Origin of the sequence: Streptomyces exfoliatus (assembly GCF_000725545.1) — a bacterium.
In the GTDB taxonomy this organism is placed as follows: Bacteria; Actinomycetota; Actinomycetes; order Streptomycetales; family Streptomycetaceae; genus Streptomyces; species Streptomyces exfoliatus.
This window is the reverse complement of sequence record NZ_JNZP01000017.1, coordinates 50,095-68,560: the sequence shown is the minus strand read 5'-3', so window position 1 is coordinate 68,560 and position 18,466 is coordinate 50,095. Positions and strand designations below refer to the sequence as shown.

The 18,466-nt window shown below is 73.3% G+C and carries 11 protein-coding genes; 7 read left to right on the top strand and 4 right to left on the bottom strand.

The window, feature by feature from the left end:
- Positions 1-60: 60 nt before the first annotated feature.
- The 3 genes from IO20_RS0120930 to IO20_RS0120920 all read right to left on the bottom strand — a co-directional run bounded on the left by IO20_RS0120930 (position 61) and on the right by IO20_RS0120920 (position 6,097).
- Positions 61-1,620 carry an alpha/beta hydrolase gene (locus tag IO20_RS0120930; protein WP_030548505.1) on the bottom strand — a complete coding sequence of 520 codons (1,560 nt, stop codon included), beginning with the start codon at positions 1,618-1,620 and terminating at the stop codon, positions 61-63.
- A gap of 51 nt (positions 1,621-1,671) precedes the next feature.
- Positions 1,672-3,246: an alpha/beta hydrolase gene (locus tag IO20_RS0120925; protein ID WP_030548503.1), complete on the bottom strand. Its 1,575-nt coding sequence runs from the start codon at positions 3,244-3,246 to the stop codon at positions 1,672-1,674.
- Positions 3,247-3,445: 199 nt separating this feature from the next.
- Positions 3,446-6,097, bottom strand: coding sequence for a flippase-like domain-containing protein (locus IO20_RS0120920; RefSeq protein ID WP_030548501.1), 2,652 nt, complete (start codon positions 6,095-6,097; stop codon positions 3,446-3,448).
- A 186-nt stretch (positions 6,098-6,283) separates the two neighbouring features.
- On the opposite strand from IO20_RS0120920, the gene IO20_RS0120910 reads away from it, so the two are divergent.
- The 7 genes from IO20_RS0120910 (at position 6,284) to nudC (ending at position 18,099) form a co-directional block, all read left to right on the top strand.
- Complete coding sequence (locus tag IO20_RS0120910) at positions 6,284-6,649, top strand: MGMT family protein (protein WP_030548499.1); 366 nt, start codon at positions 6,284-6,286, stop codon at positions 6,647-6,649.
- A 233-nt stretch (positions 6,650-6,882) separates the two neighbouring features.
- Positions 6,883-10,263, top strand: a complete 3,381-nt coding sequence (locus IO20_RS0120900; RefSeq protein ID WP_030548497.1) for an ATP-dependent helicase — start codon at positions 6,883-6,885, stop codon at positions 10,261-10,263.
- A 175-nt stretch (positions 10,264-10,438) separates the two neighbouring features.
- On the top strand, positions 10,439-11,203 hold the full coding sequence (locus tag IO20_RS0120895) for a hypothetical protein (RefSeq protein ID WP_030548495.1): 765 nt from the start codon (positions 10,439-10,441) through the stop codon (positions 11,201-11,203).
- Between the two features lie 96 nt (positions 11,204-11,299).
- Positions 11,300-12,181, top strand: coding sequence for a hypothetical protein (locus IO20_RS0120890; RefSeq protein WP_030548493.1), 882 nt, complete (start codon positions 11,300-11,302; stop codon positions 12,179-12,181).
- Between the two features lie 73 nt (positions 12,182-12,254).
- Positions 12,255-15,650: an ATP-dependent helicase gene (locus IO20_RS0120885; RefSeq protein ID WP_030548491.1), complete on the top strand. Its 3,396-nt coding sequence runs from the start codon at positions 12,255-12,257 to the stop codon at positions 15,648-15,650.
- A 10-nt stretch (positions 15,651-15,660) separates the two neighbouring features.
- Complete coding sequence (locus IO20_RS0120880; RefSeq protein ID WP_030548489.1) at positions 15,661-17,073, top strand: dipeptidase; 1,413 nt, start codon at positions 15,661-15,663, stop codon at positions 17,071-17,073.
- Positions 17,074-17,142: 69 nt separating this feature from the next.
- Positions 17,143-18,099 carry an NAD(+) diphosphatase gene (gene nudC / locus IO20_RS0120875; RefSeq protein ID WP_245685001.1) on the top strand — a complete coding sequence of 319 codons (957 nt, stop codon included), beginning with the start codon at positions 17,143-17,145 and terminating at the stop codon, positions 18,097-18,099.
- A 60-nt stretch (positions 18,100-18,159) separates the two neighbouring features.
- Here the strand turns inward: nudC and IO20_RS0120870 are convergent, their stop codons facing one another.
- Entirely contained in the window at positions 18,160-18,402 is a 243-nt protein-coding gene (locus IO20_RS0120870) for a mycoredoxin (protein WP_004925982.1), read from the bottom strand.
- Positions 18,403-18,466: the final 64 nt, after the last annotated feature.

Sequence of the window (18,466 nt, the reverse complement as noted above, 5' to 3'; positions counted from 1 at the left end):
ACGGCGACACACGGAAGGCCCCGGACCTCCTCGCGAGGTCCGGGGCCTTCCGCGTGTCCCTCAGCAGGTCGTGCCGTACGCGGGGACCTTCCCGTCCAGGAGGTACGCGTCGACCGTCCGCGTCACGCACTTCGAGGTGCCGTAGGCACCGTGGCCCTCGCCCTTGTTGGTGACGAGGACGCCGACGCCGTCCCCGAGCTCCTTCGCCATCTTCACCGCGCCCTCGTACGGGGTGGCCGGGTCGCCCGTGGTGCCCACGACCAGGATCGGGGCCGCGCCGGGGGCGCTCGCCTCCGGGGTGGCCCGCTCGCCCTTCACCGGCCAGTCCCAGCACCAGCCCGCCGTGTCCCAGGCGAGGAACGCGCCGAACACGGGGGAGAGCGCGCGGAACTCGGGCACGAGCGCCTTCGCCTGGGCGGCGGTCGGCCGGGCGTTGGAGTCGGCACAGGAGATGGCCCGCTGGGAGTGCGACTGGGTCGAGTAGTGGCCGTTCGCGTCGCGGTCGTTGTAGTAGTCGGCGAGTTCGAGCAGGGCGTCCCCGCTACCGCGCTCCGCCTCCTCCAGCGCCTCCGTCAGGAGGGGCCAGTTGGCCTGGCCGTACAGCGTGACCGCTATCCCCGTGAGCGCCAGGCCCTCGGTGAGCCGCCGTTCGCCGACGGCCAGCGGCTCCCGGTCCAGCTTCGTCAGCAGGCGGGTGATCCGCTCGTTGCCCGCCTTCGGGTCCTGGCCGGTGCTCTTCAGGTAGTTGTCCAGGGCCCGCTGGAAGCCGATCGTCTGGTGGCGGGCGTGCCCGACGGAGTCGGCGGTCGGGTCGACGACCGCGTCGAGGACGAGCCGGCCCACGCTCGACGGGAACAGGTGGGCGTACGTGCCGCCGAGCTGTGTCCCGTACGAGATGCCGAAGTAGTTCAGCTTCTCGTCCCCGAGGACCTGCCGGATCAGGTCCAGGTCCCTGGCGGTGGCCGTGGTCGTGGTGTGGGGGAGGAGCGGGCCGGAGCGGCGGGCGCAGCCGGCCCCGAAGGCGGCGCCGTCCTTGAGGTACGCGGCCTCCTCGGCGGCCGAGTCGGGGGTGAGGTCGACGGTGGTCTCGGCGGCGGCCTGCTCGGCGTCGCTCCGGCAGACGACGCCCGCGCTGCGGCCCACTCCCCGCGGGTCGAAGCCGACCAGGTCGTAGCGCTCGCCCGGCTTCCGGTACTCGTCCTCCAGCTGCGGCAGCATCGCCACGCCCGAGGCGCCGGGGCCGCCGAAGTTGAAGAGGAGCGAGCCGACGCGGCCACGCTCGTCGGTGGCCTGCTTGCGGATCAGTGCGACCGGCAGCGTGGCGCCCTCGGGCTTCGCGTAGTCCACCGGGACGGTCACCGTGGCGCACCGCCACTTCGCACCCGGCGCCTCGCCGCCCTCCGGGGCCTCGCAGGTCTTCCAGTCGGGGCGCTGGCCGGTGAGGGCGCCGGGGAGCGCGGGGGCGGCGGGCGCGGTGCCGGTGGCGGTGTCGGTGGCCGACGGCTTGGCGTCGCCGGTCGGCGGGGCCGACGTGGCGCCGGTGCCGCCGTCCGTGCTCGTACAGCCCGAGACCAGGACCCCGGTCACGGCCAGCACCGTCATGCGTACACGTATGGACATGCGTTCCCCCTGGATCCCGGCAAGGCGGCCATCCTAGGCGGGGCGGGCGGACTACTTGCAGACCGTCCCGGAGGCCGGGACCTTGCCGTCCAGGAGGTAGGCGTCGACCGCCTTCTTCACGCATGCGCTGCCGCTGTTGTAGGCGCCGTGGCCCTCGCCCTCGTACGTCAGCTCCACGCCGACGCCCTCGCCGAGCGCCTTCACCATCGACCGGGCGCCCTCGTACGGCGTCGCCGGGTCCCCGGTGTTTCCGACGACCAGGATCGGCGCGGAACCGGGCGCGGACACGTCCGGGTGCTCCCAGGTGCCCGCCACCGGCCACTGCGAGCAGCTGGAGAGGGCCCAGCCCATGAAGTCGCCGAAGACGGGGGAGGCCTCCCGGAACTCGCCGAGCCGCTCCTTCGCCTGGCCGAGGGTGTAGCGCTCCTTGAAGTCCACGCAGTTGATGGCGGCGTTGGCGGCCTGGATGTTGCTGTAGGAGCCGTTCTGGCCGCGCCCGTTCATCGAGTCGGAGAGGGTGAGGAGCAGCGCCCCGTCGCCGCCGTCGGCCGCGTCGAGCCCCTGCTCCAGATAGGTCCAGTACTCCTTGGAGTACAGGGCCTGCGCGATGCCGTTGGTGGCCTGCGTCTGGGTCAGCTTCCGGTCTCCGATGCCCGCGATCGGTTCCTTGTCGAGGGCGGCGAGCAGCTCCGTGACGAAGGACTCGATCTCGGCGACGCTCGTGCCGGGCAGGGTGCACTCGTCGCCCCGGTCCACACAGTCCTGGGCGAAGTTGTCCAGGGCGAGCTGGAAGCCCTTCGCCTGACCGAGCGCGCCCTCCTCGACTCCCGCGTCCGGGTCGACGACGGCGTCGAAGACGGCCCTGCCGACGTTCTTCGGGAAGAGATGGGCGTAGACCCCGCCGAGTTCGGTGCCGTACGAGATGCCGAAGTAGTGGAGCTTCGTGTCCCCGAGGACCTGGCGCATCAGGTCCATGTCCCGGGCGGCGTTCTCGGTGCCGACGTGCGGCAGGGCCCGGCCGGCGTCCTTCTCGCAGCCGGCCGCGTACTTCTTCTGCGCCTCGGAGAGCGTCCGTTCCTCGGTCTCGTCGTCGGGCGTGAAGTCCAGGGCGTAGTACGCGTCGAGCTCCTTGTCGGTGGCGCACTCGACGGGGTCGCTGCGCCCGACCCCGCGCGGGTCGAAGGAGACCAGGTCGTAGCGCCCGCGCAGGGTCTCGTAGTCCTTGGCGAAGCCGGGAAGCCCGGTGACGCCGGAGCCGCCGGGCCCGCCGAAGTTGAAGACGAGCGAACCGATCCGCCGGTCCTTGTCACGGGCCCGGGCCCGGATCAGCGCCAGCTCGATCGTCTCGCCCTCCGGCACCGCCCAGTCGAGCGGCGTCTGGAGGAAGGAGCACTCCCAGGCGGTGCCGCCGGGGAGCGGCGAGGGCGGCTCGCCGCCGCCCTCGGCGGCGGACGGCGCCGGGCACGGGGCCCAGGCGAGTTTCTGCGCCGCGAGCGCCGGGAGTCCGGCCGAGCCGCTCGGCTTCGTCGGATCCGCCGCGTCGTCGCCCCCGCCCGAGCACCCGGCGGCGAGCAGCACGGTGGTGGCGGTCAGCAGAGCGGCGCGCTGGGCGGCGGAGATCGGCATGAACCCATCGTGGGCCGCCGCCCCCGCGGCCGCGCGGGACGGAGGTCCATGCGGGTGGCCGGGCACCGGTGGAGCCCCGGAGCCGGACTACCGGGCTCGGCGGGTGGCCCGGAGCCGGACTACCGGGCTCGGGGGGTGGCCCGGAGCCGGACTGCCGGGCTCGGGGGTGGCCCGGAGCCGGACTACCGGGCTCGGCCGGTCACAGTGCCTCGCGCTTCGTCAGCCAGTTGAAGCAGAGCCAGCCCGGCAGCACCGGGATCCACAGGGTGAGCAGGCGGTACAGCAGGACGGCCGGTGTGGCGACCTCCAGCGGCAGGCCCACCGCGACCAGACCGAATGTCAGCGCGCCCTCGACCGCGCCGACACCGCCCGGCGTCGGCGCCGCCGAGCCGAGCGCGTTGCCCGCGAGGAAGACGACCGCGACGCTCGCGTAGCTGATCGTCTGGTTGCCGTTGCTGAAGGCCCGGATCGAGGCGTCCAGACAGAGGACGAACACACCGGTGAGGAGCAGCATCCCGCCGATGCCGGTGAGCAGCTTCATCGGCCGCTGGAGCACGTCCAGCATGCGCGGCACCACACCGGCGAACAGCGACCGCAGCCGGGTCGACACGAACTTGCGCATGAACGGGATCGCCGTGACCACCAGGACGAGCACCGCGACCGTCAGGAGACCGGCGATGACCGTCCTCGACGGGGTGAAGGACTGCGACTTCTCCGTCCCCGTCAGATAGCCGAAGGAGAGCAGGAGCAGGATGTGCGCCCCGAGACCGAAGAGCTGCGAGGCGCCGACGCTCGCCACGGCGAGCCCCGGCCGCACGCCCGCGCGCTGGAGGAAGCGGGTGTTCAGGGCGACACCGCCGACCGCCGCGGGGGCCACGATCTTCACGAACGAGCCGGCGACCTGCGCCACCACCGTCCGCCAGAACCCGACCCGCTCCGGCACGAAGCCGAGCAGGCTCATCGCCGCCGCCACATAGCTGATGGCCGAGAACAGCACCGCCGCCGCCACCCACCGCCAGTCCGCCTGACTGATCGTCGACAGCGGGGTGCGGGCGATCTGCGAGAGCAGGAAGTACGCGGCGACCGCGCCGGCGATCAGGCTGACCAGGGTCCTCGGCTTGATCCGTTCGAGCCGGACGGGCTCCACCGGGGCCTGCGGGCGGATGAGCAGGACCTGCTGCCGGATCTGGGCGAGCAGGTCCTCCTCGCGGGCCTCGTCGAGGGCGGTGTCCAGGGCTCGCTTCTCGGCCTTCTTGTCCGCCTTCTTCTCGGCCTTGGTCTCGGCGCGTACGAGCGTCGGGTCCGCGGCGATCTCCGCCCCGTGGCCCTTGGCCAGCTCCCGTTCGTGCTTGGCCGCCTCCGACGCGGCGAGCACGGCCTCCCGCTCGCGGGCCGACCGCTCCCGAGCCCGTTTCCGCAGCGTCGCGCGCGTGGAGCGGCTCAGCGCGATGGGCTGGAGCAGCGGCAGACAGTCGGCGACGGTGTCCGGGCCGAGCACGTCGACGGCCGCGGCGACCGCCCGCTCGGCCCCGACCCGCAGGCCCAGGGTGGTGAGCAGCTGGGCGATGTCCATCCGCAGGATCAGATCGCCCGCGGCGATCTCGCCGCCCCGCAGGTCGGTGAGGATCACCCTGCCGGAACGATCCACCAGAATCGCGTCGCCGGTGAGCCTGCGGTGCGCGATCCGGCGCGACTGGAGCGCCCGCATCTGCCGGAAGGCGCTGCGGACCAGCTCGTCGGTGATCTCGTGGTCGTCCAGCGAGTCCAGGCTCCGGCCGCCGATGTGCTCGTACACCAGCATCACGGCGTCCGGGCCGAGCTCCGAGGTGGCGATCAGCTTCGGCGCGTTCGCCCCGGCGGCGATCGCCGCGTACGCGAGGAGCGCCTCCTGTTCCAGGGCCTGGCGCAGCGAGACGATCGAACGGCGGGTGGTGATCGTCCGCAGGGTGAGCCTGCGCCACGCGCGGTAGAAGAAGCCGTGCGCCTGCTGTTCCCGGTCGACGACGGTGACGTCGAGCGGCGGTCCCTCCTCCAGGGTCACGATGTAGCGGCGGCCCCGGTCGCCGCTGTCCGCCGCGTCGGGCACGCCCTCGGCGCGCAGCGCCGTCACCGGCCGGAAGCCGACCCGGCGCAGGCCGGCGAGGAGGGTCTGCCCGGTGGGCCGGACGTTGGGGGAGCCGACCGCGTACAGCGTGCCGTACGCCACCGTCCAGCCGATCAGGACGGTCAGGATGATCGAGAGCGCGGTGGTGTAGCCGGCCACCAGCATCGTGAAGGCGTCGAGCAGCAGCACCGCCCAGAGCGAGACCCGCCAGCGCGGCCTGCGGGCCATGCCGACGGCGGTCATGTACGCGATCACCGGGGCCAGGTAGTTGTGCACCGGGTCGGTGAGCCCGCCGCCGGACTGCGCCTGGGTCAGCGCGTCCTGGATCGTGCCGGGCGCGGCCTGGGCGACCCAGAGGTCGGTGGCGAGGGTGACGCCGTGCGCGAGGACGGCGGCGAGGACGCCGTCGGCGATGCGCAGGCCGTCCCGTTTGATCAGGCGCTCGATGGCGAAGGCCACGGGGACGAGCAGGACGGCGATGGAGGAGACGAGTCCGGCGATCTTGACGAAGACATCGGGTGCGCCGACGGCGCCCTTGTTGATGTCCTCCTCGAGGCCCGAGGTCGTCGCGTGGGCGAACGCGGCGACGGCGATGACCAGGGCGATGGCGAGGATACCGGCGAGCAGCCGCATGAGGTCGGAGGGCCGGTGCACGCGGGCGGCGAGCAGTGGTTCGTCACCGGAGACGCGCTCGGGCACGTCGGCCTTGCCCTCCTCGGGAGGCTGCGTCTCCTGCCCCATCACCATGTCCGTCTCTGCATGCGCGCCGCGTCGTTCTCGTTCTCGTTCTTGTTCGTCTGTTTGTTCTTGTCTGTGCGTTTGTTCTTGTACTTGTCGCTCTTGATCTCGTATCACCAGTCACCGCCCGCACGATGGTGGCATGAAGAGCCGCCGCGCGGAGGCATCAGGGCCATGTCGGTGGGGTGAGGCACGATGGGGCGGATGAGCATGGAGGAGCCTGTGGGGGAGACCGGAGAACTGCCCGAGTACGCGGAGCGGGTGCTCGACGTCGCCGACGGGATCCCGCCCGGCCGGGTGATGACCTACGGCGACGTCGCCGAGTGGCTGGGCGAGGGCGGGCCGCGTCAGGTCGGCCGCGTGATGGCCCTGTACGGCGGGACGGCGCCCTGGTGGCGGGTGGTCCGCGCGGACGGCACGCTGCTGCCGGGACACGAGCTGAGGGCCCTCGGCCATTACCGCGAGGAGGGCACCCCGCTGCGCGAGGCCGGCCGCGCCGCCGAGGGGCACGTACCGCGGATCGACATGCGGCGGGCCCGCTGGGACGGAACTCACACCTGAGGGAGCCGGCCGGGGTGGGACCGGCCGGACACGGCGGATACGGCTCCGCCCGGGGCGTGTACGGCTCCGCCCGGAGGGTGGAACGGGGCCCGGAGTACGGCTCGGCGACGGGCCGATTCGCGTAACGTCGACGTTCGCGTCCTCCGCGACGGCGGGCCGGCGCGCTCGCCTGCCGGCCGCGGCGGACGGCCGCCTCACCCGCACCACCACTCCCACCAGGACCGGCGACCCACGTGAGTACCTCCTCCACCACCCGGCGTACGCCGCCGCACCAGGGACAGCCGTACCCCGGTCCGGGACGGCAGCGGACCCCGGGCGCGTACCGACTGGTGCGTACCACGCCGGCCCCGATGGATCCCCCTCACCTGGACGCAGCCCAACGGGAAGTGGTTGACCACACCGGCGGACCGCTTCTCGTCCTCGCCGGACCCGGCACCGGCAAGACCACCACCCTGGTCGAGTCCGTCGCCGCCCGCATGGAGAACGGCGCCGACCCCGAACGCCTCCTCGTCCTCACCTTCAGCCGCAAGGCCGCCGTCGAACTCCGCGACCGCATGGCCGCCCGGCTCGGCGGCCGCCGACCGCCCCAGGCCACCACCTTCCACTCGTACTGCTACGCCCTGATCCGCGCCCACCAGGACGCCGAACTCTTCGCCGAACCCCTGCGGCTCCTCTCAGGGCCCGAGCAGGACCTCGCCGTACGCGAGCTGCTCGCCGGCCACGTCGACCTGGAGAAGAGCGGCCTCGGGAGCATCCGCTGGCCCGACGAACTGCGCGCCTGCCTCACCACCCGCGGCTTCGCCGACGAGGTACGGGCCGTGCTCGCGCGCTCCCGTGAGCTGGGCCTCGGACCCGACGCGCTCGCCCGGTTCGCCGACCGCGTCGGCCGCCCCGACTGGAAGGCCGCGGCCGGTTTCCTCGCCGAGTACCTCGACGTCCTCGACCTCCAGGGCGTCCTCGACTACACCGAACTCGTCCACCGGGCCGTCCTCCTCGCCGAGGACATCAGCCTGCCCGCGTACGACGCGGTGTTCGTCGACGAGTACCAGGACACCGACCCGGCGCAGGTCCGGCTCCTCCACGCGCTCGCGGGCGGCGGACGCCGCACCGTGGTCGCCTTCGGCGACCCCGACCAGTCCATCTACGCCTTCCGCGGCGCCGACGTGAACGGCATCCTCGACTTCCCCTCCTCCTTCGGCGGCGCCGACGTACGCGTCCTGCGCACCGCGCGCCGCTCCGGAGCCGGCCTGCTCGCGGCGACCCGGCTGCTCGCCCAGCGGATGCCGATGCCCCGGCTCCCCGCCGACAAGGTCCGCGCCCACCGCGACCTCACGGCGGCGAGGGACGGCGGCGGGGCGGAGGCGTACACCTACCCGACGGCCTCCGCGGAGGCCGAGAACATCGCCGACCTGCTGCGCCGCGCCCATCTGGAGGACGGCGTCCCCTGGCAGGACATGGCCGTCCTCACCCGCGCCGCAGCGTCCCTCCCCTCCCTCCGCCGCGCCCTCACCTCGGCGGGCGTCCCGGTGGAGACCGACGCGGCGGACACCCCGCTCCGCCACGAACCGGCGGTGGCACCCCTGCTCCTCGCCCTGCGGGCGGTGGCGGGTGCGGGGCCGGACCGTGCCTCGGCATCGGACCCGGCTGTGGCCGATCCCGCGCCTCCGTCGGACCACGTTGTGGGCGAGTCCGCGCTCCCTTCGGACCCCGCACCCACCGAGCCCGAGCCCGACGCGACCGACTGGCTCCCCGTGGAGACCGCGCTCGAACTGCTCGCCTCCCCCCTCGCGGGCGTGGACCCGGCCGACCTCCGCCGCCTGGGCCGCGCGCTCAGGGACGAGGAACGCGCCGCCGGCAACAAGGTCCCGCCCCCCTCCGACGTCCTCCTCGCCCGCGCCCTCGCGGAGCCGACGCGCCTCGTCGCGCACGACCCCGCGTACACCCGCGGCGCGAAGCGGCTCGGCGACCTCCTCCGGGAGACCCGGGCACTGCTCGCGGCCGGCGGCACCGCCGAAGAGGCCCTCTGGGTCCTCTGGAACGGCACCCCCTGGCCCGGCCGACTGGAGCGCGCCGCCCTGCGCGGCGGCCCCGCCGGCCGTAACGCCGACCGCGACCTCGACGCCGTCTGCGCCCTCTTCGAGACCGCGGCCCGCGCCGAGGAACGCGTCGGCGGCCGCGGCGTCCTCAACTTCCTCGAAGAACTCGACGCCCAGGACATCGCCGCCGACACCCTCACCCGCCGCCACACCCGCCCCGACGCCGTCCGCCTGATGACCGCCCACCGCTCCAAGGGCCTCGAATGGAGCCTCGTCGTCGTCGCCGGCGTCCAGGAGGGCCTCTGGCCCGACCTGCGCCGCCGCGGCTCCCTCCTCGAAGCCGACCGGATCGGCCGGGACGGACTCGCCGAGCCCCTCACCCCCGGCGCCCTCCTCGCCGAGGAACGCCGGCTCTTCTACGTGGCCGCCACCCGCGCCCGCGACCGGCTCGTCGTCACCGCGGTGAAGGCCGCCGCCGAGGACGGCGACCAGCCCTCCCGGTTCCTCACCGAACTGGGCGCCGAACCGAAGGACGTCCCCGGCCGCCCCCGCCGCCCCCTCGCCGTCTCCGCCCTGGTCGCCGAACTGCGCGCCACCACCGTCGACCCGGCCGCCTCGCCCGCGCTCAGGGACGCGGCCGCCCAGCGCCTCGCCGAACTCGCCGCGCTCACCGACGAGGACGGTCAGCCGATGGTCCCCGCCGCGCACCCGGACCGCTGGTGGGGCCTGTTCGAGCCGACGCACAGCACGGTGCCGCTGCGCGACCGCGACCTGCCCGTCGCCCTGTCGCCGAGCGCCCTGGAGAACCTGGTCACCACCTGCTCCCTCCAGTGGTTCCTGGGCCGCGAGGTCAAGGCCGCCGCCCCCGCCACCGCCGCCCAGGGCTTCGGCAACGTCGTCCACGTCCTCGCCGACGAGGTCGCCTCCGGCCGTACGCCCGCCGACCTCGACGTCCTCATGGCCCGCCTCGACTCCGTCTGGGACGCCCTCGCCTTCGACGCCCCCTGGAAGTCGGCCCAGGAGAAGCAGCACGCGCGCGTGGCCCTTGAACGCTTCCTGAGCTGGCACGTCATGGACCGGGGCGGCCGCACCCCCGCCGCCTCGGAACACGGCTTCGACGTGACCCTGGAGGCGGGCGAGTACGAGGTCCGCATCCGGGGCTCGATGGACCGCGTCGAGACGGACGAGCACGGCCGCGCCTACGTCGTCGACTTCAAGACCGGCAAGTCGGCCCCCACTCGCGACGAGGTCGCCCACCACCCGCAGCTCGCCGTCTACCAGCTCGCGGTACGGGAGGGCGCCCTCGACGAGGTCTTCGACGGCCACCGGCCGGAGCCGGGCGGCGCCGAACTCGTCCAGCTGCGGCAGCCCGCACCCCAGAAGGAGGGCGGCGACGCCCTCCCGAAGGTCCAGGCGCAGGAGCCGCTCGCGGGGGAGTGGGTCGGCGACCTGCTCGCCACCGCGGCCGGCCGGGTCCTCGACGAGCGCTTCTCCCCGACCACCGGCCAGCACTGCGCGAACTGTGCCTTCCGGGCCTCGTGCAGCGCCCAGCCGGAGGGCCGCCAGGTCGTCGACTGACCTCGCCGTCCGCCCTCTGCCGCTGTCTCTTCCCTCGCCTGTGGGGAGCGTCTTGTGGGGAGCGTCACGTCCTGTTCGTACATCCTTTGCACGCCCTGCGCGGTCACTCTCTCCGCGTCGCCTTTACAAGGGCGACGTGAAGACAAGCTGTGAAAGACGCTGAGGGAGTACGCGCATGAGGGCCAACAGGAAGCTCTGGGCAGTGGCGACGGTCTGCGTGGCCGTGGTCGCCGGTGTCACGGGCTGTTCCAAGGGTGACGACAAGCCCGCCGACCCCTTCACGGGCCTCACCGCGGACGCCATCGCGGACAAGGCCGTCAACACCACGAAGGCGGCCACCGCGCTTCGTATGAACGGCACCGGCAAGTCCGACGGTGACGAGCTGACGGTCGACTTCTCCGTCGACGACAAGGGCAACTGCAAGGGCACGATGCAGGCTCCCAAGGGCGGCAAGGCCGAACTCATCGGCACCGGCGGCGTCAGCTACATGAAGGGCGACGACACCTTCTGGCGCTCCAGCGGCGGCGAGGACGGCGCCTCGGCGGACGAGTCCGGCGCCATGGCCGAGATGCTCAAGGGCCGCTGGCTGAAGATGCCCGCCGACGCCGGCTCGGACAGCCCCTCCGCCTTCTGCGACCTCAAGACCATCGTCAAGGACATGGACGAGGACACGCCGCGCAAGGGCATGACCCGCGGCGCCGACGCCGATGTCGACGGCAAGCCCGCCGTGACCCTGACGAAGAAGGGCGAGAAGGGCGAGACCACCACCTTCTACGTCGCCAAGGACGCGGCCAAGCCGTACATCCTGCGCGTCGTGGAGACCGGCGGCGAGGAGCCCGGCACGACCACCCTGAGCGACTTCGACAAGCCGGTCACCGCCACGGCCCCGCCGGCCGACCAGACCGTCGACATGGAGGAGCTGATGAAGGGCGCCTCCTGACGTCCTTCCCCACACCCTTCCCCCGGCAGGAGTAGCGGTCACGCGCGCGTGGGGCGACCCTGGTGAGAGCCTCGGGGAATCCGCGAGGAGGCTCGCATGGCGCCCCATTCCGATCGAAAGCTCCTGGCCGCCGCCGCAGTCGTCTGCGCGGCCGTCGTCGCGGGTCCCGCGCCGGCGGCGGCGTGGGCGGCGCCCGCGGGCCCTCCGGCCGGCGTCGGCCAGGCCGCGCCGGCCGCGATGGCCGTGGCCGCGCACGCCTCGGCGGCCGTGGCCCCGTCCCCGGATCCCTTCGCCGGCCTCAGCGCCGACGAGATCGGCGACAAGGCCGTCACCGCGACCCGCTCGGCGACCTCGCTCCGTATGACGGGCCGCATCGTCACCGACGGGCAGCCGCTCGACATCGACTTCGCCGTCAACGACCGCTCCGAGTGCACAGGCCTCATGAAGATCAAGGGCGGCACCGCCGAACTCCGCCGCCTCGACGCGATCACCTACATGAAGGGCGACGAGGCCTTCTGGCGCACCTCCATGACCTCCCAGGGGATGTCCGAGGCACAGATCGACACCACGATCGAGCTGGTCAAGGGCCGCTGGCTGAAGATCGCTCCCGGGCAGCCGGGCAGCGGCGACCTCGGCGGCGTCTGCGACCTGAAGGAACTCCTCGCCGACCTCGACAAGGACAAGGACAAGGACAAGGACAAGGACAAGGCGGAGCGCGAAGGGCTGACCAGGGGCCCCGACGCCGAGGTCGACGGCACCCCCGTCGCGACCCTGGTGAAGAAGAAGGACGGCGGTGAGACCACCACGGTGTCCGTCGCCCAGGAGGGCAAGCCGTACATCCTGAAGATGGTCAAGACGGGCGGCGACGAACCCGGCTCGATGACGCTCTCCGACTACGACAAGCCCGTCGACGTGGTCGTCCCGCCCGCCGACGAGACGGTCGACCTCTCCAAGCTGCAGAGGGGCACGCCCGCGTGAGCCCACGTGAGGTGCGCCACCGGGCAGACCGGGCGGGACGGGACTGTCGGTGGTCCGCGTTAGCCTCTTTGAGGTGACCGCACGCATCACCGACCCCGAGCAGCTCAAGGAGCTCCTCGGCATCCCCTTCACCCCGGAGCAGACGGCCTGCATCACCGCGCCGCTCGCCCCGCAGGTCGTCGTGGCCGGAGCCGGCTCCGGCAAGACGACGGTGATGGCCGCCCGGGTGGTCTGGCTGGTCGGCACCGGCCAGGTGGCCCCCGAGCAGGTCCTCGGTCTCACCTTCACCAACAAGGCCGCGGGAGAACTCGCCGAGCGCGTCCGCACCGCCCTCGTCCGCGCCGGAGTCACCGATCCCGACGTCATCGACCCGGACGACCCCCCGGGCGAGCCCCGCATCTCCACGTACCACGCGTTCGCCGGCCAGCTCCTCACCGACCACGGCCTCCGCATCGGCCTCGAACCCACCTCCCGGCTGCTCGCCGACGCCACCCGCTACCAGCTCGCCGCCCGCGTCCTGCGCGAGGCCCCCGGCCCGTACCCGGCCCTCACCCGGTCCTTCCCGACCCTCATCACCGACCTGCTCGCCCTCGACGCCGAGCTCGCCGAACACCTCGTACGGCCCGAGAGCCTCCTCGCGTACGACTCCGAGCTGCTCACCGGCCTCGCCGACGCCAAGCTCAGCAACGCCGAACTGCGCAAGATCCCCGAGGCCGCCGCCGCCCGGCGGGAACTCCTCGACCTCGTCGTCCGCTACCGGTCCGCCAAGCGCTCCCGCGACCTGCTCGACTTCGGCGACCAGATCGCCCGCTCCGCCGAGCTGGCCACCACCCGGCCCGAGGTCGGCGAGATCCTCCGCGAGGAGTTCCGGGTCGTCCTCCTCGACGAGTACCAGGACACGTCCGTCGCCCAGCGGCTGCTGCTCTCCGGCCTCTTCGGCCAGCGCACCTCCGGCACCAGCGACGTCACCGGCACCGGCCACGCCGTGACCGCCGTCGGCGACCCCTGCCAGGCCATCTACGGCTGGCGCGGCGCCTCCGTCGCCAACCTGGACGACTTCCCCGAGCACTTCCCGCACGCGGACGGCAGCCCCGCGAGCCGCTACTCCCTCTCCGAGAACCGGCGCAGCGGCGGCCGCCTCCTCGACCTCGCCAACGGCCTCGCCGCCCCCCTGCGCGCCATGCACGCGGGCGTGGAGGCGCTGCGCCCCGCGCCCGGCGCCGAGAACGACGGCAGCGTCCGCATCGCGCTCCTCCCCACCCACGCGGAGGAGATCGACTGGCTCGCCGACTCCCTCGCCCACCTCGTCCGCACCGGACGCGAGCCCGGCGAGATCGCCGTCCTGTGCCGTACCGCGACCGACTTCCCCGCCATCCACGCCGCCCTCGTCGCCCGCGACGTGCCCGTCGAGGTCGTCGGCCTCTCCGGCCTCCTCCACCTGCCCGAGATCGCCGACCTCGTCGCCGTCTGCGAGGTCCTCCAGGACCCCGGGGCCAACGCCTCCCTCGTCCGGCTCCTCACCGGCCCGCGCTGGCGGATCGGCCCCCGGGACCTCGCCCTCCTCGGGCGCCGGGCCCGGCTCCTGGTCCACCGGGGCGGCGAGGAACCCGACCCCGAGCAGCGGCTCGCCGCCGCCGTCGAAGGCGTCGACCCGGCCGAGGTCGTCTCCCTCGCCGACGCCCTGGACACCTTCCTCGACTCCGGCGGCGCGGCCGACGACGGCCTGGCGTTCTCCGCCGGCGCCCGGGTCCGCTTCGCGCGCCTCGCCGCCGAACTGCGCGCCCTGCGCGGCTCCCTCGCCGACCCCCTCATGGACGTCCTGCACCGGGTGCTCACGGCGACCGGCCTCGAAGTCGAGCTGTCCGCCTCCCCGCACGCGCTCGCCGCCCGCCGCCGGGAGACCCTCGGCCACTTCCTCGACATCGCCGCCGGCTTCGCCTCCCTCGACGGCGAGGCCAGCCTGCTCGCCTTCCTCGGCTTCCTGCGCACGGCCGTCCAGTTCGAGAAGGGCCTCGACAACGCCCTCCCGGGCGGCGAGAACACCGTCAAGGTCCTCACCGCCCACAAGTCCAAGGGCCTGGAATGGGACGTCGTCGCCGTCCCCGGCCTCGTCACCGGCCAGTTCCCCAGTACGCGCGCGCGTGAGTCGTGGACCTCCCAGCCGCAGGTGCTCCCGCACGACCTCCGCGGCGACGCGGACACCCTGCCGACGATCGACACGTGGAACGCCAAGTCCCTCACCGCCTTCAAGAACGAGATGCGGGACCACCAGCACACCGAGGAGCTCCGCCTCGGCTACGTCACCTTCACCCGCCCCCGCTCCCTCCTGCTCGGCTCCGCCCACTGGTGGGGCCCCACCCAGAAGAAGCCCCGCGGCCCCTCCGACTTCATGCAGGCGCTGTACGAGCACTGCGCGGCCGGCCACGGCGACATCGAGGCCTGGACGGAGGAACCGGAGAAGGACGCGGAGAACCCATCGCTGACGGACCGGGACGGGGATCTGGCGTGGCCGCTGCCGCTGGACGCGGACTCGTTGCGGAGGCGTCGGGACGCGGCGGAGGCCGTGAAGACCAGGCTGTGGGCACTCGTCCCGCAGGGCGGAACCGCCACCGGCACGGCGCCCGCCCCCCAGGACCCGCACCCGGAGGACCCCTGGCCGGAAGAGGAGGAACCCGTCTGGGACGAGGACGAGGAGGCCCTCCCGGAGGACACCCACGCGGACGCGGTCCCGGCCCCCCGCGAGGAGGCCCATCCGCTCACCCCCGAGGACGCGCGCGCCATCGCCTCCTGGGACCGCGACCTCACCGCCCTCACCACAGAACTCCGCCGTGCCCGCGCCACCACCCGCGACGTCCTGCTCCCCGCCTACCTCTCCGCCTCCCAGGTGCTGCGCCTCGCGGCCGACCCCGACGGCTTCGCCCAGGAGCTGGCCAGGCCCATGCCCAAGGCGCCACAGCCGGCCGCCCGCCGGGGCACCCGGTTCCACGCGTGGGTGGAGTCCCGTTTCGAGGAGCTGCCTCTGCCGTTCCTCGGCCCCGAGGAGCTGCCCGGCGGCGAGGACTTCGCGGGCGAGCCCGAGATCCTCGACGAGCGGGACCTCGACGAGCTCAAGGAGGCCTTCGCCCGTACCGCGTACGCCCACCGCACCCCGTACCGCGTCGAGGTCCCCGTGCACCTCACGCTCGGCGGCCGGGTCGTGCGGGGCCGCATCGACGCCGTCTACCGGGACCCGGACTCCGGCGCGTACGAGATCGTCGACTGGAAGACCAGCAGGGTGCGCACCGCCGACCCCCTCCAGCTCGCGATCTACCGGCTCGCCTGGGCCGAGCAGCACGGCCTCGCGCCCGAGGACGTGGCCGCCGCCTTCGTCTACGTCCGTACGGGTGAGGTGGCCAGGCCCGCCCGCCTGCCCGGCCGGGCCGAGCTCGAAGCCATCCTGCTTGGCGGAGCACCCCCGGACGCCGGATAGGCTCGGAGGCATGAGCGAGACCCCGGACAGCGCCGTCCACGCCGTACGCACGTACATCGACCAGCACCGCGCCGCCTTCCTCGGCGACCTGGCCGAGTGGCTGCGCATTCCCTCCGTGTCCGCCCAGCCGGACCGGGCGGGGGACGTACGGCGCAGCGCCGAGTGGCTCGCCGCCAAGCTCACGGCGACCGGGTTCACCACCGTCGAGGTCTGGGAGACCGACGGCGCCCCGGCGGTCTTCGCCGAGTGGCCCTCCGACGACCCCGACGCCCCGACCGTCCTCGTCTACGGCCACCACGACGTGCAGCCCGCGGACCGCGAGGACGGCTGGCACACGGACCCCTTCGAGCCGACCGTGGTCGACGGCCGGATGTACGCGCGCGGGGCTGCCGACGACAAGGGCCAGGTGTTCTTCCACACCCTCGGCGTCCGCGCCCACCTCGCCGCCACCGGCCGCACGGCGCCCGCCGTCCACCTCAAGCTGATCGTCGAGGGCGAGGAGGAGTCGGGGTCCCCGCACTTCCGCGCCCTGGTCGAGGCGCACGCCGAGCGGCTCGCCGCCGACGCCGTGATCGTCTCCGACACCGGCATGTGGTCTGAGACCACACCCACCGTCTGCACCGGCATGCGCGGGGTCGCCGACTGCGAGATCGAGCTGTACGGCCCCGACCAGGACATCCACTCCGGCTCCTTCGGCGGCGCCGTCCCGAACCCGGCCACCGTCGCCGGCCGGATCGTCGCCGCGCTCCACGACGAGCACGAGCGGGTGGCGATCCCCGGGTTCTACGACGGAGTGACGGAACTCACCGACGCCGAGCGCGCCCTCGTCGCCGAGCTGCCCTTCGACGAGGAGGCCTGGCTGCGTACGGCCACGTCGCACGGCACGCTCGGCGAGGCCGGCTTCACCACCCTGGAGCGGGTCTGGGCCCGCCCCACGGCCGAGGTCAACGGCATCGGCGGCGGCTACCAGGGCCCCGGAGGCAAGACGATCGTCCCCGCCTCCGCCCAGCTCAAGCTGTCGTTCCGCCTCGTCGCGGGCCAGGACCCGTACAAGATCGAACTCGCGGTACGGGACTGGCTCGCCGGACTCGTCCCGGCCGGCGTCCGGTACGGGATCGTCTTCGGCGCCCCGACCCGTCCCTGCCTCACCCCGTTGGACCACCCCGCCCTCAAGGCGGTCGCCGGCGCCATGAGCCGGGCCTTCGACGGCGCCAAGGTCCGCTACACCCGCGAGGGCGGCTCGGGCCCGGCCGCCGACCTCCAGGACGTCCTGGAGGCACCCGTCCTGTTCCTCGGCATCTCCGTACCGTCCGACGGCTGGCACGCCCCCAACGAGAAGATCGAGCTCGATCTCCTCATGAAGGGCGTAGAGACGACCGCCCACCTGTGGGGCGACCTGCCCGCCGCCCTAGGGCGTGTCTGACCGGCCCTGGCCGCCGAGCGCCGAACCCACACACCGATCCGGGGGAGTTGGAAAGCACCTGTGAGCACCCTGAAGAACGCGCCGGACCTGAAGAACGCGCCGGCGGACCGCCCGATCTCGCTCACCGCCCCGAGCGGCATCGACCGCGCCGCGCACCACCGCCTCGACGAGGCGTGGCTCGCGGCAGCCTGGAGCCACCCCACGACCCGTGTCTTCGTGGTCTCGGGCGGCCAGGTGCTGATCGACGACACCCCCGACGGCCGGACCGAACTGGTCATGACCCCGGCGTTCGAGGCCCCGGTCACCGAGACCCACCGCTACTTCCTGGGCACCGACGCCGAAGGCGTCTCGTACTTCGCGCTCCAGAAGGACTCCCTGCCGGGCCGCATGGACCAGTCCGCCCGCCCGGCCGGCCTCCGCGAGGCGGGCCTGCTGCTCTCGGACCGCGACGCGGGCCTCATGGTGCACGCGGTGGCCCTGGAGAACTGGCAGCGCCTCCACCGCTTCTGCTCGCGCTGCGGCGAGCGCACGGTGATCGCGGCGGCCGGCCACATCCGCCGTTGCCAGGCCTGCGGCGCCGAGCACTACCCCCGCACCGACCCGGCCGTGATCATGGCGGTCACGGACGAGCAGGACCGCATCCTCCTGGGCCGCCAGGTCCACTGGCCGGAGGGCCGCTTCTCGACCCTCGCCGGCTTCGTCGAGCCCGGCGAGTCCATCGAGCAGTCCGTCGTCCGCGAGGTCTTCGAGGAGGCAGGCGTCACGGTCGGCGAGGTCGAGTACATCGCCAGCCAGCCCTGGCCGTTCCCGTCCAGCCTCATGCTGGGCTTCTTCGCCCGCGCGACCTCCTCGGAGATCACCGTGGACGGCGAGGAGATCCAGGAGGCCCGCTGGTTCTCCCGCGACGACATGACCGCCGCCTTCGAGTCCGGCGAGGTCCTCCCCCCGTACGGCATCTCGATCGCCTCCCGCCTGATCGAACGCTGGTACGGCAAGCCCCTGCCGAAGCCGGGCGACGCGGTCTGACCCGGACACGACGAAACCCCCGGCCGTGTGGTCGGGGGTTTCGTCGTGTCCGGGTCCGGCTCAGACGCCGACCTTCTGCTTGACCTGCGCGAGGCTCGGGTTCGTCAGCGTCGAGCCGTCCGGGAAGAGGACGGTCGGGACGGTCTGGTTGCCGCCGTTGGCCTTCTCGACGAACGCCGCCGAATCCGGGTCCTGCTCGATGTTGATCTCCGTGTACGCGATGCCCTCGCGGTCCATCTGGCTCTTCAGCCGACGGCAGTAGCCGCACCACGTGGTGCTGTACATCGTCACAGTGCCCTGCATGGCGAGGCGCTCCTCTTCGTTCGCTGACGGGTGCCGAGAAGAAGAACGTACGCCCCGACCGGGC

Bases quoted from the DNA above. Each gene is read 5' to 3' on its own strand.
- IO20_RS0120910 (WP_030548499.1), top strand. From the start codon at position 6,284: ATGGGGCGGATGAGCATGGAGGAGCCTGTGGGGGAGACCGGAGAACTG.
- IO20_RS0120920 (WP_030548501.1), bottom strand. From the start codon at position 6,097: ATGGTGATGGGGCAGGAGACGCAGCCTCCCGAGGAGGGCAAGGCCGAC.
- IO20_RS0120895 (WP_030548495.1), top strand. From the start codon at position 10,439: ATGAGGGCCAACAGGAAGCTCTGGGCAGTGGCGACGGTCTGCGTGGCC.
- IO20_RS0120925 (WP_030548503.1), bottom strand. From the start codon at position 3,246: ATGCCGATCTCCGCCGCCCAGCGCGCCGCTCTGCTGACCGCCACCACC.
- IO20_RS0120930 (WP_030548505.1), bottom strand. From the start codon at position 1,620: ATGTCCATACGTGTACGCATGACGGTGCTGGCCGTGACCGGGGTCCTG.
- IO20_RS0120870 (WP_004925982.1), bottom strand. From the start codon at position 18,402: ATGCAGGGCACTGTGACGATGTACAGCACCACGTGGTGCGGCTACTGC.
- IO20_RS0120890 (WP_030548493.1), top strand. From the start codon at position 11,300: ATGGCGCCCCATTCCGATCGAAAGCTCCTGGCCGCCGCCGCAGTCGTC.
- IO20_RS0120880 (WP_030548489.1), top strand. From the start codon at position 15,661: ATGAGCGAGACCCCGGACAGCGCCGTCCACGCCGTACGCACGTACATC.